This window comes from Aliivibrio sp. 1S175, from assembly GCF_001690985.1.
Classification (GTDB): Bacteria; Pseudomonadota; Gammaproteobacteria; order Enterobacterales; family Vibrionaceae; genus Aliivibrio.
The window spans coordinates 61,047-83,816 of the sequence record NZ_MAJS01000024.1 but is presented as its reverse complement, the minus strand read 5'-3'; the positions used below and the strand labels follow the sequence as shown (position 1 = coordinate 83,816).

Below are 22,770 nucleotides of genomic sequence, written 5' to 3'. Positions count from 1 at the left end.
CTTGTACTAATGAAGATGATAGGCATAAGCTAAGAAAAATAGAGCTCAAATAGACGATTGAAAATCGATTAATGTGCATCACGAATACCTACTTCAATAATACGTTGTAAAGTGGTGTTACCAAATTGACATTGGGCGGTACTAATTAACTTGTAAATCTTAATTCCTGAATCTAAAACCCCTGTTATGTTGCAGTCTATATCGGCTTTGCATTGTGATAATCCATCACCTTTAAATTGGTAATGTTTTATTATTGCAGCGCAATTTTGTATTGGTGATGAATAAAAACTGCTAATACCTATTTGAATAGCTGATTGTGCCGTCATATTAGTTCTAATTCCCATTACGGCTGTCACCGTGTGAGTGCTGGTTTTTTGTTGAATTTTCATCATCATTAATGCTAGAAAGGCCACAACGACTAGAATGAAAACGGTGAGAATTAAGGTTGAGCCTTGTGAATGCTTAGGGCGTGTTGAAGATAAGAACATCATGATTTAACCTCACCTCTTCATTATTATCATTAAAAACAAATTGCAATTTTACGAGCCCGTTACGAACCAAAGAAGGTTGATCTATCTCAAATGACGCATGCTTAATGTTTTCAGCCATTAAATGACGTTTCCCATCTGAAAATCCATTAGGAGAAAGCTCATGGCGAGATAGCGGATAGCCTGAGTATCTGTATAGTTTTGAGCCTTCTAAACAATAAGCCAAAGGTGTTTGATAAATATATAAACGCCGAGCAGGGGAGTTCGCCTCAAACGTAGTGAGTTGTGTCAGTGGAACATTAATCATAGTAGGAGGTACTTCCGTTGATAAGGGGCTCCTGTCTGAAACAATAGCTACACGGCCTATACCGTCGGCTGAAGGCTCGGCGAACAAGACTGCCGCCGCAGATGGCATAACTACCATTCTGTCATTAAGATTAAGTGGTTTTTCCGGTAATAGTCGTAAAATGTCAGAACGAACTGGGCCCATAGGTAAGTTTTCATAGACCGCGGTGTTTATAACCGGGATCCATTCTATGCAGTTTTTTTCTGCATTGACTTGAATGCTATTTGGAACCGTATCTCGGATCTCTTTATTCATTCGTTCAGTAACAAAGCGACCTTGAAGAATCAATTCTTCTCTATCGACGGTATCAACATAAATAGCCATACTATATTGAATGATAGAGCCAATTGATAAACTAACGATCGCTAATAAAGTAATAGATATGATCATTTCAATTAAAGTGAAACCACGATTCATCGCTGTCATTAAAAGTTGCCTCTAATGGTCGAAAATACATAGTGTTGGCCACTTGGTGCGATTACTTTTACGATAATTCGCTTACTGTTTCCTGAGATAACATTAGGGGTACCATTAAATTGGCCTCCTATATTTGTGTCATAGAAGACGTTAATTGAAATTGAAAAATTAGGATAAATTTGAGCCAAATCGCTCCCTAGAACATCTCTAACGCTTCCTGATAATCCATTAAAGTCATCTACATCATTAAATAATGCACGTTCGGGGACACCATTAACTATTTCTTCAAGATCGGCACCTAATTTGTTTGGCGCAGTACAAGCAAGAGAAAGTGGGCGATTACACTCAGGAAGCCCTCCATTGGGGCCGCTATTTTCATCATACGAACGACCAATAATGTCTTCCATAACAGCAGCGCCTAATTCAGCGGCTTTGGCGGATTGTATTATTTGAACACTGTCTTGAACTCGTGGGAAAAGAAGCATGCTTAGCGTTATTAACGCAAAGCTCATTAAAACAATAGATAGAATAATGGAGATAAGGCTAAAGCCAGTTTGAATATTAGCACGCATGGATATACCCCTCTGTTTCAATGCATATTTCTTGATTTGAGGCACCATGAATTACTATTTTACAGCCACTCTTGTTGCATTGTTTTATTCTTCCCATTGGGTCAAAATCTAAAGCATATGGAGAGATTAATGTGATTGGTGTTGAGTTTACTTGCAAAGAGAAATAGACATCATGTTTGGCAAGAGATGCCACATAACTGATGTCTTGATTATCAAGATAAGCATTATTTGTTTGTTGATTCGGAAAAGATGTTTCGCAATTCTCTATGCGTTGTTCAAGACTAATTTGTTGAGCTCTATATTCATCGATTAACCAGCGGTTGCAATAACCACTGCGATTCATTGCTCTAATTTGGGTTAAGCGCAAAGAATGAAGCAACTCTGTTTGTAATGCTTGGGCTGACACACTGTTTATTCCGGAGAAATAGCTACTAGCACTAAGCGATACAATTGAGATTAAAACGATGACACTGATTAACTCAATTAATGAAAATCCATGTATATGATTACGATTCATTTTTGTTCGTTATAAAATATTAGCCGTATATTAAATGAACTCTACGGATAAAAAATTAGAGAAAGATAAAGAGATAGTTACAGACGTAAATAAAACATTAACGACTGTGATTGTTTTTGGTTGTATTAAGTTGTGTCCATTGAGGTTATTTAGTTATTGATTTATATAGTAAAAGTAGATGGAAAATACGTGATTTTCAGCAGCTGTCAATAAAATGTTTATGCTATTTATTTTAACTATGTAGTACTTTTTAGATGAAATTTAGGGTTCTAAAGATGAGCAGTGGTAACAATGAGTTGTGATTGCTACCACTAAATTGATTAGTATATTACTGAGCTATCACTTTACCCTCACGGCGAGGATCGGCAGCACCCACAAGAGAATTTCCTTGCAGTTTAATCGCTTGAACCCCTGAGTTTAATTCCTTAACTTGAACTTTAAATCCTAGCTTTTCTAACTTAGGAACCCATGCTTCAGCGGTGGTGTCTTTTTCTATTTCAAATGCCCCAAAGCGATTATTCATGTTAGGTAAATCAATGGCTTGCTGTAGGTTTAAACTCCAATCTAGATGAGCAACCAATGTTTTTGCTACGTATCCGATAATTTGACTGCCACCGGGAGATCCAATCGCCATATACGGTTTATTGCCTTCCATTACGATAGTGGGCGCCATGGATGAACGTGGACGTTTACCCGGCTCGATGCGATTGGCAATAGGAACACCATCAACATGGCTTCTAAAAGAGAAATCAGTTAACTCGTTATTCAATAAGAACCCGCCAACCATTAAGCGAGAGCCAAAGCCATTTTCTATGGTGGTAGTAATTGAAACCACATTACGATCTTTATCGACAATCGAAAAGTGACTGGTAGAAGGCAGTTCAATGGCTTCATCTAATGCGTAATTGTTGGTATGAGACCACGGTGGAGAGCCCGCAGAGGTTTCAGTTAATGCATCCTTTCCTTTTAGTAGTTCAGCGCGTTTTTCTAAATACTTTTTATCTAATAAGCCTTGAGTTGGCATTGGAACATAATCACTGTCTGCCATGTATTTACCGCGATCAGCAAAGGCTAGGCGAGAAGCATCTCCTAATAATCTCCAACTTTGTACATTGTCTTTACCCATATCTGAAATTGGGTAATGGCTGAGTACCCCCATAATTTGTCCAAGTGCCAATGCTCCTGAACTTGGTGGTCCCATTCCACAAATTGCGTATTGGCGATAAGGTGCGCAGACGGGTTCACGCTCTTTTACTTGATAAGCCGTAAAATCAATGAGATTAAGTACCCCAGGGTTTGAGGTCTCATTTCTTACTGTGTTCACAATATCTTGTGCAATTTTTCCTTGATAAAAAGCGACGGCGCCTTGCTCAGAAATAACCTGCAGTGTTTTTGCATAATCTGGATTTTTAAGCTGTTGACCCGCTTTTATTGGTGAACCGTCGTGGTTAAAAAAGTAGGCTTTAGCGGCAGAAGAGCGTTGCAGAAACTCTTGGTCATTATCAACCAATTTTGCTAAACGAGGACTTACGGTGAATCCATTAGTTGCAAGCTCAATGGCTGGTTCAAATAGGGTTTTCCAATCCAGTTTGCCTAGTTTTTGATGAGTATCCCACATCAATTTTACTGTGCCAGGAGTACCAACAGATCGCCCTCCGACTACGGCATCATAAAACTTAAGAGGTTGGCCTTTGTCATCTTGAAATAATTGAGGTGTCACTTCTAATGGTGCCGTTTCCCTTCCATCAAAAGTAGTAAGCTCTTGCTGTTTTGCATTCCAATAGACAAGAAATGCACCGCCACCAATACCCGATGATTGAGGCTCTACTAGCCCAAGCACCAATTGCGTTGCAACCATGGCATCAATCGCATTACCACCCTTACGCAGCATCTCAGCCCCCGCTTCACTGGCATAAGGGTTTGCGGAGGCGATCATCCACTCTTTTCCTTCAACGAGGTTTTGCTTGGTTAAGCCCGTTGCGGCTTCAGGGGCAACATTGTCTGTCGTTTGAGCTGCAAATGATATTGGCGTAATAAGAGAGGTTGAAACCAGTAACGCAAGAGTTGATGCTTTCCACTGCATAGATATTCCTTAATCGTATCAATTGGATGTAGGTAAAGACGTCGAGTTAAATAAACTGAGCAGAAAAAGATTGGCAGAGGAAAGGAGGCCTGTCGAATACGTTATTAGTGTTCTTGGTTAATGCTCACGTTTTAAACGAATTGAGAGTTACAATCTTACTTGCAAGATAGACAACGCCGATAGATATCACATCAATCACAGATATCACTATTTGGTCTTAATATAAGGGTAATAATCGAATGAGAAATACCCTATGATGGTTTTATATTGTGTTTATGGATGAACTTAATGAATCAAATGGACTTTTTGCGATGTGCCAGTGTGGGAGTACTTTTCGGCCTGGTTGGTTGTTCGTCAAATTCTGTCAATGATATTGATAAGGTTGAAGAACCAACGACGTTGACCAAGCAAACCCTAAATATTGAAGGGCTAAAGCATTGTAATAATGCCAATGATAGTCGTATTCATTTAAATCCAGATGAACCATTAACCATTATTGTTCATGGCTGCTTCGCTTCTGCGGGTCAATTTAAAACCTTAGCGGATGTGTATGGTTTATATGATCAACAAGCTATCTGTTTTGAATATGATGACAGAAAGAGTTTAGAAGAGACCTCTGGCGAGCTTGTTTCTGCTCTAAATAAATTATCAAAGGAAAACCCCAATCAACCTCTGCATATTATTGGCCATAGCCAAGGTGGTTTGGTCGCTCGTAGAGCACTTACGGTTGATAGAGAAGATGAGAAAAAAGTCGCGACAAAACAACTGCAACTTACCACGGTCTCTTCCCCATTTAATGGCATTGAAATATCGTCACATTGTGGAATGACTTCTTTACGGATCTTGTCTTTGGGTATTGTTGATTTGATCTGCTATGCCGTGACAGGAGAGAAATACCAACAGATCCCACCGAACGCGGATTTTATTGAACAACCTGGAGATCTTCTCTCTTCAGTTTCTCAGCATTTAGTAATAAAAACGGATGAGCGTAATACGTGTCGTAGAACCAATGATGACGGAATATGCGTTGAAGATGATTACGTTTTTAGCGTTAATGAGCAGTCGAATCAAGACGTGGATGATGTCGTTCATGCGAATCCAATAACGGTGAAAGCAGGCCATGTTGAGATTGTCGGTAATGGCGATTCTGTTCCGACGGATTTGATTGATATCTTAAAAGAACAACAATTGCTGATTGATAATGGAACGGTTGATCAGTTAGAGCAAGCGCGTTTAATTGAACAGCTTTATTTTCAAGACGAGAGTTCTAATTCATCTATATTGAAATAAACAGGGTGGCATAAATACCACCCTGAAATCAGTTTAGCGTCCGTACGTTTTCATAATATACGCTTCAAATTCATCACACATTTTTGCATTTGATTCAGCGTTATTTGCCAGAGTGTTAGCCCCATCAATCACCGTGATATTGGCATGTAATGGCGAAATGTCAGCTTGAGTACGTGTGTTCATGTCTGCAATCTTTTGTTGTTCTGTTTTCCAGGCATCTTCTACCGATAGATTACATTCATCCGCTAAGTATTTAGCATTAAACCCTTCACCAGTAAGGGCAACAATAGAATCATTGTGATTTACGCTGTTGCCTGCATTCCAATAATGCTTAGCTAGCAAAGGCCCGATTTTTGGGTTATCCGCCAAGAAACCAAACTTCTCAGTAAAGTATGCACGAGTTTGATAGACCGCCATGTGCGCTAATAAGTAACCGTGATAAGCACACGAAGCTTCATCAGACACTAAGTGAGGAATAGCCATTAATGGGCGAGGGCTGCATTCTAATCCAAGGATTTTTTTCTCAGAAGCGCGGGCTAACTTGGTGATGTTTTCTGGTGTTAATTCTGCATCGCTTAGCTGATATAACGCACGTTCAAAATACGGTACGACTAAAATACTGCGTTCTTGATACGCTTTAAACGGTTGTTTACTGTCGATCATAGCTTTGATGATCTCATCAGGCACTGGTTTTCCATCAGTATCTAACGCGTATTGTTTTAACCAATCAGCATCAGCTAATAAGCTGTCACAAAACATAGATTGCGTTTCAGCGTAGGCCATTGACGTTGGTGCAAATTCTTGCGAGAAACACGGAGCGTTCATTTTTACGTTAGAGAAATGTGCGGCGTGTCCCCCTTCATGGAATAAGGTATTCATGCCATCGTAGCCGCTGCCAACTTGGTCTGGTTTTGCGTTGCTAGTAAAGTTAACTTTAGCGGCGATCCATTGGTTTTGATCGTAAAATGATGGAATAGGACCATGACAAAAACCATTCGGGTATTTGCCTTTACGGTCGAGTAAATCAAGGGTTAATTCTGCGCCTGAGAATTCGATATTTAGGCGACCAAACGATTCAACCCAACGACGTAATGATTTTGAAAATGGTACGTAAGGGTCTAACTCTCGCATCACATCGCCAGCAAACGAGAAGACAAAGTTGTGTGCGAGCAGTGATTCACTTCCTTTGTTTGCGGCAAGTTGGTCTAAGCTGTTTTGATGACAATCGCGTGTGCGTTTTTCAAAGTCATCCAAAATAGTAAACAGTTCATCTGCGCTCATTTTTTCTTTTTTTGTTACCGAGTAATCAAAGAAAGTATCAAACCCTTGAGATCGTGCGAATTTATTACGTAGTTTGATTAATTCAATAAATCCATTTTGCAATAACCATTGCTCTAAGCCAAGAAACGCTTGATGAGCAGATTGACGTGTGGCGGCATTAGCGCTGGTGCGAACAATAGAAGCGAGTACAGGAAGAGAGCCTTCAACCGTTTCACCTTCTTCGTTTACATACGTCATGGTGTGGTTTTGTTTTTTCTCAAATAGACCCGCTTCAAATTTTATTAGTTCTGTTTTTAACTGTTGAGCTTGTTTTGATTCTATTGCGTGAGATTCAAATGTGGCTAACCAGCCTTTTAAACCAATCAAGGTTTGTGTTTTTTCTTCATTATCAGTGATTGATTCAGCCAGTATGATTTGTTCTTTAACTGCGGAGATTTGCTCAGCATTACTTAAAAAGTTCGTCCATGTGGTTTCTGCTTCCGTAGAGCCTTGGTGATCATCGCTCAAACCCATGTAGGTATCCCAAAAGAAGTTTTCTTTGGTGCGATGAATCGATAAATAACGTTGGTTTAAGTCATTAAGATAAGTAGTGGCAGTCATTTTCGTCCCTTTAAATACAGCGTATGCAAAGGATTATTATGACATAGATGGTATAGATATGAGGAGATTAAAATGAAAAGAGCTCAATCTGTAATTAGATTGAGCTTAATAAATGAAGCTTAATATTGTGCTTCTAATTGGAACCTATAGAGCAAGTAACAACTTTTCAGCCGTGCTTTCAGAACTTGCTGGATTTTGCCCTGTAATGATAAGGCCATCTTGAATAACAAAGGGCGCCCAATCACTGACTTTTTGATAATCACCGCCTTGTTTCTTTAATTCATCTTCTAATAAGAACGGCACAATGTCTGTTAAGGCAACGGCTTCTTCTTCTGTGTTACTGAACCCTGTTACGGCTTTATCTTTTACTATTGATTGACCTGCGGTGTCTTTTGCATTCAATAATACCGCACCGGCGTGACAGACAGCAGCAACGGGTTTATTGCTATTTAATAGCGTTTCAATAAGAGCGATTGAGTTTTTATCATCAACCAGATCCCATAATGGTCCGTGACCACCAGGGTAGAATACAGCATCGTAATCGTCAGCTTTGATATCGCTTAACGTGTGAGTGCTTGCTAACGTCTGTTGTGTTGATTCATCGTTATCAAAACGACGAGTGGCGTCCGTTTGAAAGTTTTCTAATTCACTGTTTGGATCGATAGGCGGTTGTCCACCCAGTGGAGAGGCCAGTGTAATGTTAATTCCGGCATCAAGAAATACGTAATAAGGTGCCGCAAACTCTTCAATCCAAAACCCTGTTTTTTCACCCGTATTACCAAGGTCAGAATGTGAAGTCAGAACCATTAAAATTCGTTTTTTAGGTGTAGTCATTATTCTATTCCTTTAATTATTGGTTGACCCTGAAGAGATGAATCAAGGCATGGATAAAATATAGAGTGTAAACCTCAGTTAGACAATGCAGATTAATTTGATTACATTGATTCAAAAATTCGACTAATAAAGTGAGATAACAATGAAATTGTCGTTTGAACAACTAAAAAGCATGGTGGTATTCACCCATGTGGTGGATCAGGGCAGCTTTAGTGCGGCAGCAAAGCAGTTGGAATTATCACGTACCGTGGTCAGTTATCACATTAAGAAATTAGAAACGAACTTAGGCGTGACGTTAATCAATCGTTCGACGCGAAGTTTGTCACTCACTGATGCGGGAATTGAATTTTATAGCAGTTGTCGGTTGATCTCAGATCAAGCGCAATTTGCGAATCAGAAAATGGAAAACTATAAAAATGAGCCTGAAGGGGTATTAAAAATCACGTGTCCTGTGAACATGGGATTGCAGGTAATTGTCCCTGCATTGAACGTGTTTAAAGCGCAGTTTCCTAAGATTGAATTAGATCTTATTTTGTCTGATGAGGTGGTTAATATCATTCAAGAAGGGATTGATTTGGCGATTCGAGGAGCTGCACTGCCTGATTCAGGCTTAAAAGCCCGTAAGCTTTCTTCTTTACCGACTTGTTTATGTGCGTCCCCAAGTTATTTAACTCGCTGTGGCAAACCGCTTACTCCTGCTGAATTAGAGCAGCATAACTGGGTCATGTATAAATTAGGATCGCCAACGCTAGATCTGACAAAAGGGACAAGATCCTATCGCATTAAAATGAGTGGTGACATTACCACCAATAATGCCGCAGCACGAACCGCTTTTGTTGAGGGTGGACACGGCTTAGGACGAATACCTGTGTATGATGCGATGCCTAAAATAAAAGAAGGCACGTTACAAACGGTGTTAGATGAGTATGAACTGGCCGATATTGAGGTGTATGGCGTATATCCACCCGGAGCAACGGATTCTAAAAAAGTGCGTTTATTGTTGGACTTCTTAATTCAATATTTTGATAGTACACACCCTAGAAGTTCAATGTTGTTGGGGTAATATTGAACACTGAGTTTTAATTAATAAGAATAGGCATGAATAAACTAGATTTATTTTTGATTGAATTTTAGGCGTTTTTAGTGTGAAAAATACATAAATCACTTCGCTTTCATTTACTTAACTATGAATGGTAACTGATTGTAATAGTGTGACGGTAACGATTGCTTATTTATATTTCTCTCAGTTTGTGCAAGAATGCGCGCAGAAAATGACAGCATCTTAACGCTTATTAGTAAGGAATGTTCCCATGTCTCAGGGCAATGTACAGAATACAGCACCACAATCCAACATGGATAAAAAACTTGATGGTTTCTTTAAAATATCAGAACGCGGTAGTACGGTAAAAACAGAGATGATCGCAGGATTAACGACGTTCTTAGCGATGGTGTATTCGGTTATTGTTGTGCCAAGTATGTTAGGTGCCGCAGGATTTGACTCGGGCGCTGTGTTTGTTGCGACGTGTTTGGTTGCCGCATTTGGCTCATTACTAATGGGCTTGTGGGTTAACTTACCAATGGCGATTGGTTGTGCTATTTCTTTAACTGCCTTTACTGCATTTAGCTTGGTATTAGGGCAAGGCGTCAGCATTTCTGTTGCGCTTGGTGCTATCTTTATTATGGGCGTGTTGTTTACGCTTATTACGGTAACGGGCGTTCGCCAATGGATATTAAGTAATCTGCCTGTTGGGATTGCTCATGGTACTGGCATTGGTATTGGTTTATTCCTTTTATTAATTGCTGCGGATGGCACAGGACTTATTGTTAAAAATGCACACGCAGGTTTACCTATTATGCTAGGCGACATTACGTCGTTCTCTGTCATTATGTCGGTACTTGGTCTTGCTGCTATTTTTGGTTTAGAGAAAAAACGCGTTCCCGGTGGTATTTTATTAGTGATTGTCGGTATTTCTATTATCGGCTTAATCTTCGACCCAAACGTGATTTATAATGGTTTCTTTGCATTACCAAGTTTAGAAACGGCCGATGGTGGTTCATTGATTGGTTCGATGGACATTATGGGAGCGTTAACGCCTGCGATTCTTCCTGTTGTTATTGCTCTAGTAATGACGGCGGTATTTGATGCAACAGGGACTATCCGAGCACTGGCAGGTCAAGCGAATTTATTGGATGAAAACGGACAAATCATTAATGGTGGCAAAGCACTAACGGCGGATTCTGCAAGTTCAATTGTTGCAGCGGTTGTTGGTGGCGCTCCTGCTGCTGTTTATATTGAATCGGCGGCGGGTACAGCGGCGGGTGGTAAAACAGGTTTAACGGCTGCGGTTGTGGGCGTGTTGTTCTTAGCCATGATTTTCTTATCACCAGTCAGTTACTTGGTTCCTGTTTATGCAACGGCTCCGGCATTAATGTACGTAGGCTTATTAATGCTGAGTAATGTGTCTAAATTGGATTTTGACGATTCTGTTGATGCATTATCTGGCCTTGTTTGTGCCGTGTTTATTATTCTGTCTGCAAACATCGTAACGGGCATCATGATTGGCTTTACTACTCTGGTTGTTGGACGCATTTTTGCTGGTGAGTTTAAGAAACTAAACGTAGGTATTGTGTCAATCACGATCGCTTTGATTGTGTTTTACGTGGGTGGTTGGGCGATTTAACGCTTACTATTGATGATTGAAAAACGGATGCTTAATCGCATCCGTTTTTTTATGCGTGTAATAAAAGAATAAAAATATCAGACAATAAATTCAGTTTAAATGTGGTTAATTTTAAAGCGTGTCCTATCTTTTAAATTAAGGTATTGATTCTAAGTTGTTACTTTTCAAGAGTGATAAGCAGTCTCAGTGATAATGATAAAAGATAAGGAATTACGATGAATAGGATGTTTAAAAGCTTGACCGTGACAGCAGCACTTTCATTTTCATTGGTAGCGAATGCAGCACAAGAAAAGCCAAATATATTTGTTATTTTTACCGATGATATCGGCATCTCAAACCTCAGTGCTTATCATAATGGCGTAATGAGCAGTGATACACCAAACATTGACAGCATTGCTGAAAAGGGAATGCTACTCACCGATTATTATGCTCAACCGTCTTGTACCGCTGGTCGCTCTGCCTTTTTGACAGGACAATTACCCGTGAGAACAGGGATGCACTCCGTTGGTTTACCCGGCGGTCCTGTAGGCTTAAATCAAGATACGCCAACGCTTCCTGAAGTATTAAAAACCCTTGGTTATACAACAGGTCAATTTGGTAAAAACCATTTGGGAGATAGAGATGAATTTTTACCAACCAACCATGGTTTTGATGAGTATTGGGGGTGGTTATATCATCTCAACGCGATGGAATATACGGAAGATCCAGATTGGCCAAAAGACGAAGCATTTCAAAAGTTTGCCCCACGTAATGTTATTCACGCCACCTCAGATGGTAAAGGAAACCAAACCATTAAAGATGATGGAAGATTATCAATTGAGCGAATGAGAACGTTAGATGATGAAGTAAATAAACACACCATTAACTTTATCGAAAAAGCCGTTAAAAACAACCAACCCTTCTTTACTTGGTATTGTCCATCGAGAGGCCACGTATGGACTCATCTTTCGCCTAAATACGAAAAAATGTTAGGTCAAAACGGGTGGGGATTACAAGAAGTCGTCATGAAAGACTTAGATGATCATGTTGGTGAAATGCTGGCGAAGATTGAAGAATTAGGTATTTTAGATAATACCATTATTATCTTTACTGCCGATAATGGCCCTGAAATTATGACATGGCCAGACGGTGGCATGACGCCTTTCCACGGTGAGAAAGGAACAACATGGGAGGGCGGTGTTCGTGCGCCATTCTTAATTCAATGGCCAAATAAAATTCCTAAAAACACAGTAAACAATGGCATGTTTGATGGCATGGATTTATTGCCAACCTTAATCGAAGCGGCGGGTGGACCTGCTGATTTAAAAGAAAAAATGCTTAAGGGCTATAAAGGGTTTAAAGGACATTTGGATGGGTACAACCAAATGGACATGTTAACTAATGATGGCGAATCGAATCGTAAAGAGCTGTTTTATTATGAAAGAGATAAGCTACAAGCGGTACGCGTGGGTGATTGGAAAGCACACTTTGTTGTGCAAAATCATGGATGGAGCGGGGCAAAAGAAGAGTTAAATGCCCCGTTATTATTCAATTTACGTCGTGATCCTTACGAGCGAGCAGCGGAAGAATCGGGAATGTACCTAAAATGGATGGGACAAAAAATGTGGGCATTTGGCCCAGCTCAAGCTGCTGTCGGTCAGCATTTAGAAACGTTTAAAGAGTGGCCACCAGTGACTTCAGATACCGTAATTTCAGGTGGAGTGGGTAACTAATTCATCAGTTCAAATAAATAATAGTAAAGGTGCAGGTATATTTTTGTCATTGTGATTAAGAATGTAAATGCACCTTTTTTTTTATGCATAGAGTAATGCATACCAATATATGGGAAATAAAATATGAACCGATTATTTTTACTTTCAGCGTCTTCTGGCTTAATCATAATAGCGCTTGCCTATGGATTAATGCCTGCACAATCATTGCCTTTTTTGTTTAATATTGACCCAACATCAATTAATGTCACGCATATCTTCCGTGCTGTTATGGGATTGTATTTAGGGTTTGCTATGCTTTGGTTAGTGGGAGCATTTAATCAAAAGTACCAATTGCCGGCCTTGTATAGTTTGGTTGTTTTTATGGTGGGCTTGGCATTTGGACGTTTATTAAGTATTGCTCTTGATGGGATGCCAAATGGATTGTTGCTTTTCTATCTGTTTTTAGAGTTTGGATTTGGTATTCTAGGGGTTATTCTGATTAAAAACACAGAGAAAAATGCTGTGTGATTCTATTCTCAATTAAGGTTGAGTAAGGGCATGTTATGCAGGAACCATCGTCTATCATTATTGCAGGGTCTACTGGTTTGATTGGCCATCATTTATTGAATTTCGCTTTAAAAAATGATGAAGTTCAACACGTTTATAGCTTAACTCGTCGACCGTTAGAAGAGGTAAGTTCTAAGCTTATCCAGATAGTAAGTTCTGAATTAGCTATTGATAAAGAAAGTCTTAAAGAGAGTATTCCTCGCATTGGTTTTATCGCCTTAGGAACGACCATTAAACAGGCTGGCAGCAAAGAGGCACTTAAAGCCATTGATGTATCGCTAGTGGTCGACGTAGCTCAATCTATGCGTGATATTGGCGTTGAATGTATTTATGTTGTGTCTTGTATTGGAGCATCAAGTTCTGCACTTTCGCATTATTTAAAATGCAAAGGTGAGATGGAAGAAAAAGTCACGGCGATTGGTTTTAAAAATGTTACGTTTATGCAGCCTGGTCCTTTGTCTGGAACAAGAGCAGAAACACGTTCGGACGAAACATTATTGCAAGGAATAATGAAACTCTTTCATCCCTTAATGAGAGGGTTTTTACTTAATTATAAGCCTATTCATGGAGAGCTGGTTGCTCAAAGTATGCTTGATTTAGCACTACATAACAGTGAGACAAATGGTTGTTATCGATACACCTCAAGAGATATGTTTGCATTAGTAAATAAGTAGTGTTTCACCGCGTATATTGTGATGAATAAAGGAATGGACAGTTAGTGCAGCAATTTGATTATAACTTACTAAATACGCTAGAAGTCTTATTAGAAGAGCAAAGCGTAACCTCTGCCGCTTTACGATTGCATTTAAGTCAATCTGCGGTTAGCAAGCAGTTGGCTAAATTGCGTGAAGTATTTGGTGACCCCTTATTTGAGAGAACACCTTATGGATTACGGGCAACGCCTAGAGCAAAGCAATTAGCACCAGAATTACGTCAAGTGTTACAACATCTGGAGCTATTTACTCGCCCCGCGCATTTTGAACCCAGTGAAAGCCAAAGAACATTTGATATTCACATGGTAGAACCTGCATATTCTTTAACTTATCCCCATTTCATGCCTGAGATATTAAAGCAAGCACCTCAAGTCAATGTGCATGCGAAAACATGGCGTCGTGACAGCTTAGAACAATTGTTACGCTGTGAAATTGATATGGCAATAAGTTGTTGGGAGTGGGACTCTCGTTCTAAATGGCACATGGAAAATATTCCCACAGAATTGAATTATGTTGAGTTAGTTAAAGATCATGCCGTTTGTTTAGTTCGAGAAGACCATCCGTTATTTCAAGAAAAATGGGGATTAGACACCTTTTTAAAATATCGTCATCTACAAGTGGTTTTTGGTGGTATTGAGCAATGGTTGTTGGATGATATTCTAAATTTAGAACACTTAAAGCGAGATATCGCAGTTAACTTAACAGACTTTCATTCAGCAATGGAATTGTGTGAACACAGTGATTTGATTCTATGTGCTCCCGCAAAATACGTAGACAACATGTTGAAAGGCTCACCATTAAAAATATTACCAGCGCCCATAGCAATGGAAGCGGGATGTTATGTTCTTATGTGGCATAAGCATTTTGATTTTGACCATTCACATCGTTGGTTCAGAGAATTGATTATTGAACGAGTAAAAGCAGAATATTAATCATATTACATAAAATTGGAGGTACAAAAAAGTACCTCCATGTAGAATGAACCCTTAATAGCTATTAGATAAATCGTAAATACGTAAAGAGTGTATTAACGTATCTATGTCATCCCCTAGGTAATCTACCGTTACCGGAATTTGAGGCAGCAGAGTAAAACTTGAATCACTGAACCTGCCTTTTCCATCGTGCTCTAAGTGCACAAAGAAAGCCGGATAATCAGAGCGCAGAGTAATGCGATTATCTTCTTGAGTTACTTCAATATTCGCTTTTTTAATCGTAAGTTGTTTAATCGTTGGTGCAGCAAACCATGTATTTTGAACTTTCTCGCCATTAACGGTTATTTCGACAAAGAAAAAGCAGTTATTTTCACTGACTTGAAATTTCTCTTTTGTTAATGACCAAATGATATCATTGCCATCTTTTTCAATAGAGTAATTAATTGCCCATTGACCAAGAACTTCGCCATTGAAATCCATCCAATACACATTACCGTCGATATGGTTTTCAAATCGAGAATCGTTAACGACTCTAATTTGAACTTCCTTATCGGTTTCTTCAAAAGGAATGTAGGTCGGTGCAAAAAATCGCTTCGCATGATAATGAAGTTGTTTCCAACGACCGCTGTATTCAATGCTAGACCAAGAACTTACAGGCCAGTTGTCATTTAATTGCCAATACAACATACCTCGGCAAATAGGGCTTATCGCTCGCCAATATTCACACCCAGTTTTAATCGCAATAGATTGCTGTACTTGGCTTAAATACAACATCTGTTCAAAGTTGGATGGAAAACGGAAATAACGAGTAAACATCTCAGTGATGATGCTGTTCCCACGGCCATTTTTTTGGTGCGCTTCAAATGTTGGGGAGGTGACGTTCCAATCATGTTCAGGAACAAAGCGTTTCACTTCCGCAAAAGAAGGCCATGATTGAAAACCAAACTCTGAACAAAAACGCGGTTTAATATCTAAATAAGCACTGAATGATTTTCCTGAATGCCACACATCCCAGAAGTGCATATCACCGCGGTTATCGTTGTGCCATGCGTCACCAAAATCCATATCGCCATTACAAGGGGAGCTGGTCCAAAAACGTCGGCTAGGATCTTCTTCTGCAATCCATTGGGCGATATTACGGTTTAGACGATCATAATTAACGGTGTAGGTTGTTTTGTTATTCTTTGATTCATCATACCAACCAATAGCGCCAATCACTTCATTGTCACCGCACCAAAGGACAATTGATGGATGGTCTTTCAGTCGGTTTATTTGTTGGCGAATCTCAGGTTCTACTTCTTTTAAGAACGTATCAGTGGAAGGGTAAAGTGAACATGCAAACATCATGTCTTGCCATACCATTAAGCCCAATTCATCACAAATCTCATAGAAGGTATCTGATTCATACTGACCACCGCCCCAAACGCGGATCATATTCATATTGGCTTCTTTTGCACTGCTCAATAGTTCACGATAACGATCTTCAGACTCTAAGCTTGGCATTGCATCCATAGGGATCCAGTTGGCCCCTTTTGAATTAATAGGGAAGCCATTAATCACAAACTCCATTGCAGACCCAATGGCATCGTCTTTATTGTTTAAGGTAATTTGGCGAAGCCCTATCTTTTTAGAGATTGATTGATTATTCAGATCAACATGCAAAGAGTATAATGGTTGCTCTCCGTATCCTGCTGGCCACCAAAGCTCAGGGTCTTCAATGTGGAAATTAACGACAGTGATCCCCGTTTCACAAGTGGTGGTCATTTGTATTTGATCGCCAAATGTCACGGTGAGTTCATGATCACTTATCGGATCGTGATGAACTACAGCGCTGACATCAACACTTCCTTGGTGCCAAATTTGCTCAGTATGAACGGACAGTAACGTAATTTGATCAATCACTTCAATATAAACAGGATCGTAAATACCAGAAACTAATAAACAAATTCCCCAGTCCCAGCCTGAGTGACATTGTGTTTTACGGATAAGATTCATGTGAGGAACTTGGTTGTTCCCTACCGCCCATGGAATAGGCATTGGTAGTGTACCTGCTCGTTGTTTCCCTTCTTCATCTACGCGCGCAAAATGTACATCGATATGGTTTTCTCCAAGCACAGTAAAAGGTTTGATATCAATACGATGCTGTTGGAACATATTTGTACTGCGTAATACTAACTCTCCATTAATAAAAACATCAGCCAGTGTATCGAGACGGCTTAGGTTTAAGAGTAGTGAAGAAGCATTGAGTTCTGATGATGGAAGAGAGAAAGTACGAGATAAATGCCAATCGCATTCCCGCACCCATTGAACGTGTTCTTCATTGGTTTCTTGATAAGGATCCGTAATGAGATTTGCTTTTAATAAAGCGTGATAATTATCTCCCGGAATAGACATTGGGATAGAGAGTTGAGAATGCGTAGGCGAGGTAAGTGTCCAATCGCCATTAAGAGAAACCTGCGACATAAAGAATCCTTCTGATGCCGTTGATATAAGTAGTTCAACATTATAATTAAGTCATGCTGAACGATATTCATAAGTAGCAAAAGAGTGTATGTCTGAGAAGAAAATAAAAATGTGATGGTACTCTCGAACAAAACAAGAGTAAGTCGTTTTATTTATACAAATTAGATGGTTAGCACAATTATTTTTTGTTATTTTCACAACATTAACAGAGTTGAAAAAATTGAATGATATCTTGCCCTGTTACGATTTCTCTGTGACTTTCTTTTTCTTTGGGTACCACGCACCTTCTGAATCATCAAGTTCTGAGACTTAGTTCGATCAAAATCTGGCACTTTATCCATTTTAAGTTGAATCTGTGTTTGTCGTGAAATATCCTTTACTAAGTATTTTTTGGGATATTAATATATCTAAGTTAGATATTTATAGTTAATAATAATGAATTCATGGTGAGTTTTGTATTCCCATAAATAACGTATTAATAACACGTTAGAATACTTAAAGGAAAGTATTCTAACGATATTTTAATTTTTTATTTCAATTTCAATTTATTTTTATTAAATTCAAATTCTGGATAGAAACCTTTTTTAAGCATATTATTTCGAAGCTTACAGATATTGACTCCTTTATCTATGTTAAATACAAAAATACGGTTTCGACTATACATAAACTTTATAGGGAATGTTTTTACCAACACCGAGATTTCACTATCGTTATCTAATTTTAAAAAAATAAGATTTTCAATTTTATCACTTGTGATAAGGTCTCCATCATTATTTGTTTTATACATAAAGCTTCTCTTTTCATGTTGATTTTTCATATAATCATAAGCATTATTTGATTTGCATATTTGTTTAAATTCATTAGCTTTCGCGCTAGATTGAAAAGAAAAATAAGAGATTGTAAAAATAAGTAAAAAAATAAATTTTTTCATAAGGAATACCATTTTAATGACCAAATATTCGTAAGGACCATGAGTTTAAAATACCATTAACTCTGTTGTTTTTTACTGTCATGATGCGAGGGTTTTGATTATCTTTGTCCAAGCTTAATGTGCTGTAAAAATCATCTATATAGTAAACTTCAACTTTTTTACTCATATCAGATACGACTAATTTCCAATCTCCTTCGGATGATTCGCCATAAAATTTATGAGATAAAAATAATGTAGAATTAGAGGTGTCATCATAACTTTTTTCTTCTGAAGAAAAAATTATAGCACTATGTGGAGACAATAATGTACTACTTGTTCCACTTGGTGAAATTAATTTGACTAATAAGTCTGACATCCTTTCATGGTCAAATGTTAAATTTACTTGTACTGATTCAACGGTTAAGTTGTTAACATCTGTTATACTACTTACAATATGGATTCCATTATCTGGAATCTCAATTTTATCATCACTAGTATCAATCCAACTAGATATTTTCATATCAGGTAACGGTTCATGAGTTTTTGCTAATATTAAAGACTTATTAACGTCTACAAGTCCGAAACCATATAATGGGCTATACCAAAACCCTGCGTTATTCCTTTCCCAAGGTTCAATAGCAGTATAAGTGTCATAAAAACCATCATTGTCAGGATTATAATAATATTTCCCTTCTATAGCGGGATAATATTCATCTATACGGGTAGCCCCCTTTATTAAAATATCCCGAATATCCCTTTGCTTTAAATTAGGATTAGCTGACATAATCAAAGCAATAGAGCCCGACACATTTGGCGCCGCTGAAGATGTCCCATTCATAGTTGCGGTATAATTACAATCTGGATCATGTTTATTTCCACCATGCAATTTATTTATATGATCGCCTGTCGTTGTATTTTGTCCCTTGTCGCAACCTGGCAAATCAGTGGTAACAATAGCGGGTCCATATTCCCCATAACCCCCACCAGGGGCACTAATAAAAATGTTACTTCCTACTGAACTATAATCCGAAATTTTTCCAAATGCATCTATAGCGCTAACAACTAAATAACCATAAAAATTATTACTAATATCATTAATAGTACTGATTCCAACTGGAATATTATAGGGCTCAGCCAATAGAGAATAAGATGTAAAAAAATACATTCCATCGTATAGGTAGTCCTTATATTCGTTACCAGCCGCTTTAACATACATAACATCATATTCGTTAGTCATATATATTAAATTTTCATCTTTCATTACTTGAATTAGTGAATAAGGTTCAAGCTGAGTATTTTCAGAGCCAAAGCTTAAATTATAAATTTTATTAAATGCATTATTATTAGATGCCTTATTAACAAGTTCAAGTCCGTGAGACTTACGCCAATTAGTGTAGTTCTGCTCAACCTCATCACCAATAAGATTGTATCCTTGTATTTTTGCCATAGGAGCAACCCCCTTTGTACCTATGTCATTATCTACTGAAGCTAGAATACCAGCTACAGCAGTACCATGTGATTCATTGTTAATTGGTCTTATATCTTCATTCTTGGTCCGGAAATTCCATCCTGGCGATACTGCTTGAACATTATTTAATAAATTAGGATGTTCAAGCCAAATACCAGTATCAACAATCCCAATGTTTATATTTTCTCCTAATACACTCGCTCTATGAGCGGCCCATAAATTTAAGTCATATCCACTTATACCACCTTGTCTTGAAAATGAATTTTGCCCAACATTCATTAAGTGCCATTGTTGATTTTGTAATTCATTATTACCAGGAAGGCATCTTTCGTCACTATCCCTTCCCACATCCTTAATATTGTCCATTGACTTAACAAGTCTGCAATTAATATTTTTAATTGGTATTGGTATTGGTATTGGTATATCTTCAATTGGAGACGCAACTTTTTTGTTTTTAAAAGGTCCACACCCTGTAGTAATAAAGAGTGATAAAAAAAATAAACATGTGATTCTATATGTATTAATCATATTGAAATATTACCCTAACGATGTAATTTAAATAAAACTTACAATAAATCAATGAAATGGTGGAAGTGCTAAAAATTAGAGTTGTTGAAAAAATTAATGATTAACTCAACTGCGCTGCTTGTGATTGCATTCGTCCGTCTTAGGATTGCACGTTTTTTGCATTGCACGGATTGAAATATACAAATTTAATTAGACTGACAATATAATAAAATTGTCATTATTTTCTGAATCGTCGGGGAATGATTATTAACTAATTTAATAAAATAAGAGCTTTAAATCTCACAGAGGATTACTATGAACACTACTCACTGTCTTTTTATTATTGAGGATGACAATAAACTTCGTCAGATCCTGTCGTCGTACTTTAGGGCACAAAATTTCGATGTGGTAGAGTTTGCGGAAGGTAAAAGTGCTGTTGAGGCCATTATTTCTCAACAGCCTGAACTAGTGATGCTAGATCTTATGTTACCGGATATCGATGGCCTGACAATTTGCCGACAAATCCGTCCCAAGTTTTTAGGTAAGATACTAATACTGACTTCTAGCGGCGATGATTTTGACCATGTTGTTGCGCTGGAAATTGGCGCTGATGATTTTGTTACTAAACCTATAAAACCACGAGTGCTATTAGCCCGATTACGAGCTTTAGTTCGTAATGAAAGTACCCACATACACTTGCCAGAATCCATATATCAATCGTCAGAAAACACATTAATTTTTGGGGGGTTATTGCTCAATAATATAAGGAAATGGTGTGAACTGTCTGGTAAGCATATTGTTATGACAGATAGCGAATTTGATCTTTTATGGTTGCTTGGCAGTTCTGCGGATCAAGTGTTGTCAAGAGATGACTTAACCCGTGCTATACGTGGTATTGAGTATGATGGATTAGATCGTACTATAGATAACAAAGTGGTCAGCTTGCGTAAAAAACTGGGAGATACTTCGTCTTCACCCTACCGTATTATTACTGTTAGAGGAAAAGGCTACGTTTTTGTACCGGACGCTTGGAACGACTAGAAATTAGGATATTTAAGTATGTGGCGTATCTATATAGAATCTTTTATTCGGTTGTTTTTTTTCTTTATTCTTAGCCTTTTTGCTTATGATGAATTCGTTTATCAGTTATCTTCCGATTATGACTATGTACTTGAAGATATGGAAAGTGCAGCATTCCAACGTATCTTACTAAGATTGTCTGAGTGCAGCACAAACCAAGAGTTGAATCAGTATCTTTTGAATTATGCTGATTTAACCGCGAGCAATCTGAACCTTGTGCATCCAGAAGAGTTACCGGAAGACGTAAAAAATTACTTTGCCCTGAATGAGAAGATACATTCTTTTTCGTTTCGTAACGAAGATAGGCACTTGTGGATTACATTGCCTGACGTATCGAATTTTTATCATTTTGAACCTGATACTAACTCTATGATTAGGGAGAAGATTAGCTTCAACGATTCGTTGTTTTTTGTTTTTATAATTGGTGGGTTTCTAATTTATTCAATCAGTCTTATCTGGTTTCTCAACCGACGGATCCTGGTTTTAGAACTGGTTACCGCCGATATTGCCAGAGGAAATTTAAACGCACGCGTACCAACCAACAGTGGTAGTAAAGTTGGGGGATTGAACGAAAGCGTGAATGATATGGCAGACAAAATATCTCAACTGATTTCTAACAATCGTACCCTTGCACAGGCGGTAGCCCATGATCTTCGAACACCGATTTTTCGTATTCAGTGGCAAGCTGAATTAATTCAGGAAAGTACGATTATTGAAGATGTGTGGGAGAAAGTAGCAAGCATTATTGAAGATACGGAAGAGATGGAACAATTGGTTAATGGGTTACTTTATTTTACCAAAATTAGCAGTCAAGAAATACCGCTACATAAGGAATTCTTCCTTCTTGAACCTTTCGTTAATCATTTAGTTAAGCGTCTTTATAATCCTAAAAATCGAGAAATTGAAGTCATTATTGATCCAGATGTTTATCTTCTTGCCGCTACAAATCTGTTTAAACCCGCGCTAGATAATGCACTGTCAAACGCTGTTCGATATGCTGAGTCTAAAGTGCGACTGGTTTGCCAATCAAACAAGCAACAGCTTAAAATTATTATAGAAGACGATGGTCCCGGTATTCCAGAAAAATATTGGGGTACAGTGTTTGAGCCATTTTTCAGTCTTGACCCATCTCGAAATAAAGAAAATATGGGGAATGGACTGGGCTTAGCGATAGTAAAATTGACTGTCGAGAAACATGGAGGTCAGGTGATACTTGAAAAAAGTGAGCTTGGCGGGGCGAAGCTCAACCTTATAATCCCAAATCTACAACTCTGACAATTACAAACAAATACATGACAAATTGTCGATATTGTCAACCTGCTTAATTTTG

At 38.3% G+C, this 22,770-nt stretch carries 19 protein-coding genes; 9 read left to right on the top strand and 10 right to left on the bottom strand.

The features are described from left to right. Positions 1–68: 68 nt before the first annotated feature. The 5 genes from A6E06_RS10050 to ggt form a co-directional block, all read right to left on the bottom strand. Entirely contained in the window at positions 69–491 is a 423-nt protein-coding gene (locus A6E06_RS10050; protein ID WP_065592377.1) for an MSHA biogenesis protein MshP, read from the bottom strand. Next, positions 463–1,260: a PilW family protein gene (locus tag A6E06_RS10045; protein WP_141676937.1), complete on the bottom strand. Its 798-nt coding sequence runs from the start codon at positions 1,258–1,260 to the stop codon at positions 463–465. The genes A6E06_RS10050 and A6E06_RS10045 overlap by 29 nt, the downstream gene beginning before the upstream one ends. After that, a complete protein-coding gene (locus tag A6E06_RS10040) occupies positions 1,260–1,823 on the bottom strand; it encodes an MSHA biogenesis protein MshD (protein WP_065592378.1) in 564 nt (187 codons plus the stop codon). The genes A6E06_RS10045 and A6E06_RS10040 overlap by 1 nt, the downstream gene beginning before the upstream one ends. Beyond that, positions 1,813–2,340: a Tfp pilus assembly protein FimT/FimU gene (locus tag A6E06_RS10035; RefSeq protein ID WP_065592379.1), complete on the bottom strand. Its 528-nt coding sequence runs from the start codon at positions 2,338–2,340 to the stop codon at positions 1,813–1,815. Before A6E06_RS10035 ends, A6E06_RS10040 begins: the two co-directional genes overlap by 11 nt. Before the next feature lie 328 nt (positions 2,341–2,668). Further along, positions 2,669–4,423 carry a gamma-glutamyltransferase gene (gene ggt, locus A6E06_RS10030; protein WP_065592380.1) on the bottom strand — a complete coding sequence of 585 codons (1,755 nt, stop codon included), beginning with the start codon at positions 4,421–4,423 and terminating at the stop codon, positions 2,669–2,671. Positions 4,424–4,711: 288 nt separating this feature from the next. Between ggt and A6E06_RS10025 the strand changes: the two genes are divergently transcribed. Then, entirely contained in the window at positions 4,712–5,713 is a 1,002-nt protein-coding gene (locus A6E06_RS10025) for a triacylglycerol lipase (protein WP_065592381.1), read from the top strand. Between the two features lie 33 nt (positions 5,714–5,746). Here A6E06_RS10025 and A6E06_RS10020 read toward each other — a convergent pair whose 3' ends face one another. Next, entirely contained in the window at positions 5,747–7,594 is a 1,848-nt protein-coding gene (locus tag A6E06_RS10020) for a M3 family metallopeptidase (protein ID WP_065592382.1), read from the bottom strand. Between the two features lie 144 nt (positions 7,595–7,738). After that, entirely contained in the window at positions 7,739–8,428 is a 690-nt protein-coding gene (locus A6E06_RS10015; protein ID WP_065592383.1) for a type 1 glutamine amidotransferase domain-containing protein, read from the bottom strand. 142 nt (positions 8,429–8,570) lie between these two features. Between A6E06_RS10015 and A6E06_RS10010 the strand changes: the two genes are divergently transcribed. The 6 genes from A6E06_RS10010 (at position 8,571) to A6E06_RS09985 (ending at position 15,012) form a co-directional block, all read left to right on the top strand. Beyond that, a complete protein-coding gene (locus A6E06_RS10010) occupies positions 8,571–9,491 on the top strand; it encodes a LysR family transcriptional regulator (protein WP_065592384.1) in 921 nt (306 codons plus the stop codon). 247 nt (positions 9,492–9,738) lie between these two features. Then, positions 9,739–11,109, top strand: a complete 1,371-nt coding sequence (locus tag A6E06_RS10005; RefSeq protein ID WP_065592385.1) for an NCS2 family permease — start codon at positions 9,739–9,741, stop codon at positions 11,107–11,109. Between the two features lie 224 nt (positions 11,110–11,333). After that, positions 11,334–12,821: an arylsulfatase gene (locus A6E06_RS10000; protein WP_176703467.1), complete on the top strand. Its 1,488-nt coding sequence runs from the start codon at positions 11,334–11,336 to the stop codon at positions 12,819–12,821. Positions 12,822–12,944: 123 nt separating this feature from the next. Further along, the gene (locus A6E06_RS09995; RefSeq protein WP_065592387.1) at positions 12,945–13,328 is read left to right on the top strand and encodes a DUF4345 domain-containing protein; all 384 of its coding nucleotides are present in this window, start codon (positions 12,945–12,947) and stop codon (positions 13,326–13,328) included. A 35-nt stretch (positions 13,329–13,363) separates the two neighbouring features. Next, positions 13,364–14,041, top strand: coding sequence for a nucleoside-diphosphate sugar epimerase (locus A6E06_RS09990; RefSeq protein WP_065592388.1), 678 nt, complete (start codon positions 13,364–13,366; stop codon positions 14,039–14,041). Positions 14,042–14,085: 44 nt separating this feature from the next. Next, positions 14,086–15,012, top strand: a complete 927-nt coding sequence (locus A6E06_RS09985) for a LysR family transcriptional regulator (protein ID WP_065592389.1) — start codon at positions 14,086–14,088, stop codon at positions 15,010–15,012. 54 nt (positions 15,013–15,066) lie between these two features. Here A6E06_RS09985 and A6E06_RS09980 read toward each other — a convergent pair whose 3' ends face one another. The 3 genes from A6E06_RS09980 to A6E06_RS09970 all read right to left on the bottom strand — a co-directional run bounded on the left by A6E06_RS09980 (position 15,067) and on the right by A6E06_RS09970 (position 20,381). Further along, complete coding sequence (locus tag A6E06_RS09980; protein ID WP_065592390.1) at positions 15,067–17,475, bottom strand: glycoside hydrolase family 2 protein; 2,409 nt, start codon at positions 17,473–17,475, stop codon at positions 15,067–15,069. Positions 17,476–18,004: 529 nt separating this feature from the next. Further along, the gene (locus A6E06_RS09975) at positions 18,005–18,406 is read right to left on the bottom strand and encodes a hypothetical protein (protein WP_065592391.1); all 402 of its coding nucleotides are present in this window, start codon (positions 18,404–18,406) and stop codon (positions 18,005–18,007) included. 13 nt (positions 18,407–18,419) lie between these two features. Further along, complete coding sequence (locus A6E06_RS09970) at positions 18,420–20,381, bottom strand: S8 family serine peptidase (RefSeq protein ID WP_083190310.1); 1,962 nt, start codon at positions 20,379–20,381, stop codon at positions 18,420–18,422. A gap of 294 nt (positions 20,382–20,675) precedes the next feature. On the opposite strand from A6E06_RS09970, the gene A6E06_RS09965 reads away from it, so the two are divergent. Both A6E06_RS09965 and A6E06_RS09960 read left to right on the top strand, forming a co-directional pair. Then, positions 20,676–21,401 (top strand): response regulator, encoded by a 726-nt coding sequence (locus tag A6E06_RS09965; RefSeq protein ID WP_061029855.1) that lies wholly within the window; start codon positions 20,676–20,678, stop codon positions 21,399–21,401. A gap of 18 nt (positions 21,402–21,419) precedes the next feature. Further along, entirely contained in the window at positions 21,420–22,715 is a 1,296-nt protein-coding gene (locus A6E06_RS09960; RefSeq protein ID WP_065592392.1) for an ATP-binding protein, read from the top strand. Positions 22,716–22,770: the final 55 nt, after the last annotated feature.

What these genes read in the sequence shown, in the direction of transcription:
- A6E06_RS10050 (WP_065592377.1), bottom strand. Translation starts at nt 491, where the DNA reads ATGATGTTCTTATCTTCAACACGCCCTAAGCATTCACAAGGCTCAACC.
- A6E06_RS10045 (WP_141676937.1), bottom strand. Translation starts at nt 1,260, where the DNA reads ATGACAGCGATGAATCGTGGTTTCACTTTAATTGAAATGATCATATCT.
- A6E06_RS10040 (WP_065592378.1), bottom strand. Translation starts at nt 1,823, where the DNA reads ATGCGTGCTAATATTCAAACTGGCTTTAGCCTTATCTCCATTATTCTA.
- A6E06_RS10035 (WP_065592379.1), bottom strand. Translation starts at nt 2,340, where the DNA reads ATGAATCGTAATCATATACATGGATTTTCATTAATTGAGTTAATCAGT.
- ggt (WP_065592380.1), bottom strand. Translation starts at nt 4,423, where the DNA reads ATGCAGTGGAAAGCATCAACTCTTGCGTTACTGGTTTCAACCTCTCTT.
- A6E06_RS10025 (WP_065592381.1), top strand. Translation starts at nt 4,712, where the DNA reads ATGAATCAAATGGACTTTTTGCGATGTGCCAGTGTGGGAGTACTTTTC.
- A6E06_RS10020 (WP_065592382.1), bottom strand. Translation starts at nt 7,594, where the DNA reads ATGACTGCCACTACTTATCTTAATGACTTAAACCAACGTTATTTATCG.
- A6E06_RS10015 (WP_065592383.1), bottom strand. Translation starts at nt 8,428, where the DNA reads ATGACTACACCTAAAAAACGAATTTTAATGGTTCTGACTTCACATTCT.
- A6E06_RS10010 (WP_065592384.1), top strand. Translation starts at nt 8,571, where the DNA reads ATGAAATTGTCGTTTGAACAACTAAAAAGCATGGTGGTATTCACCCAT.
- A6E06_RS10005 (WP_065592385.1), top strand. Translation starts at nt 9,739, where the DNA reads ATGTCTCAGGGCAATGTACAGAATACAGCACCACAATCCAACATGGAT.
- A6E06_RS10000 (WP_176703467.1), top strand. Translation starts at nt 11,334, where the DNA reads ATGTTTAAAAGCTTGACCGTGACAGCAGCACTTTCATTTTCATTGGTA.
- A6E06_RS09995 (WP_065592387.1), top strand. Translation starts at nt 12,945, where the DNA reads ATGAACCGATTATTTTTACTTTCAGCGTCTTCTGGCTTAATCATAATA.
- A6E06_RS09990 (WP_065592388.1), top strand. Translation starts at nt 13,364, where the DNA reads ATGCAGGAACCATCGTCTATCATTATTGCAGGGTCTACTGGTTTGATT.
- A6E06_RS09980 (WP_065592390.1), bottom strand. Translation starts at nt 17,475, where the DNA reads ATGTCGCAGGTTTCTCTTAATGGCGATTGGACACTTACCTCGCCTACG.
- A6E06_RS09975 (WP_065592391.1), bottom strand. Translation starts at nt 18,406, where the DNA reads ATGAAAAAATTTATTTTTTTACTTATTTTTACAATCTCTTATTTTTCT.
- A6E06_RS09970 (WP_083190310.1), bottom strand. Translation starts at nt 20,381, where the DNA reads ATGATTAATACATATAGAATCACATGTTTATTTTTTTTATCACTCTTT.
- A6E06_RS09965 (WP_061029855.1), top strand. Translation starts at nt 20,676, where the DNA reads ATGAACACTACTCACTGTCTTTTTATTATTGAGGATGACAATAAACTT.
- A6E06_RS09960 (WP_065592392.1), top strand. Translation starts at nt 21,420, where the DNA reads ATGTGGCGTATCTATATAGAATCTTTTATTCGGTTGTTTTTTTTCTTT.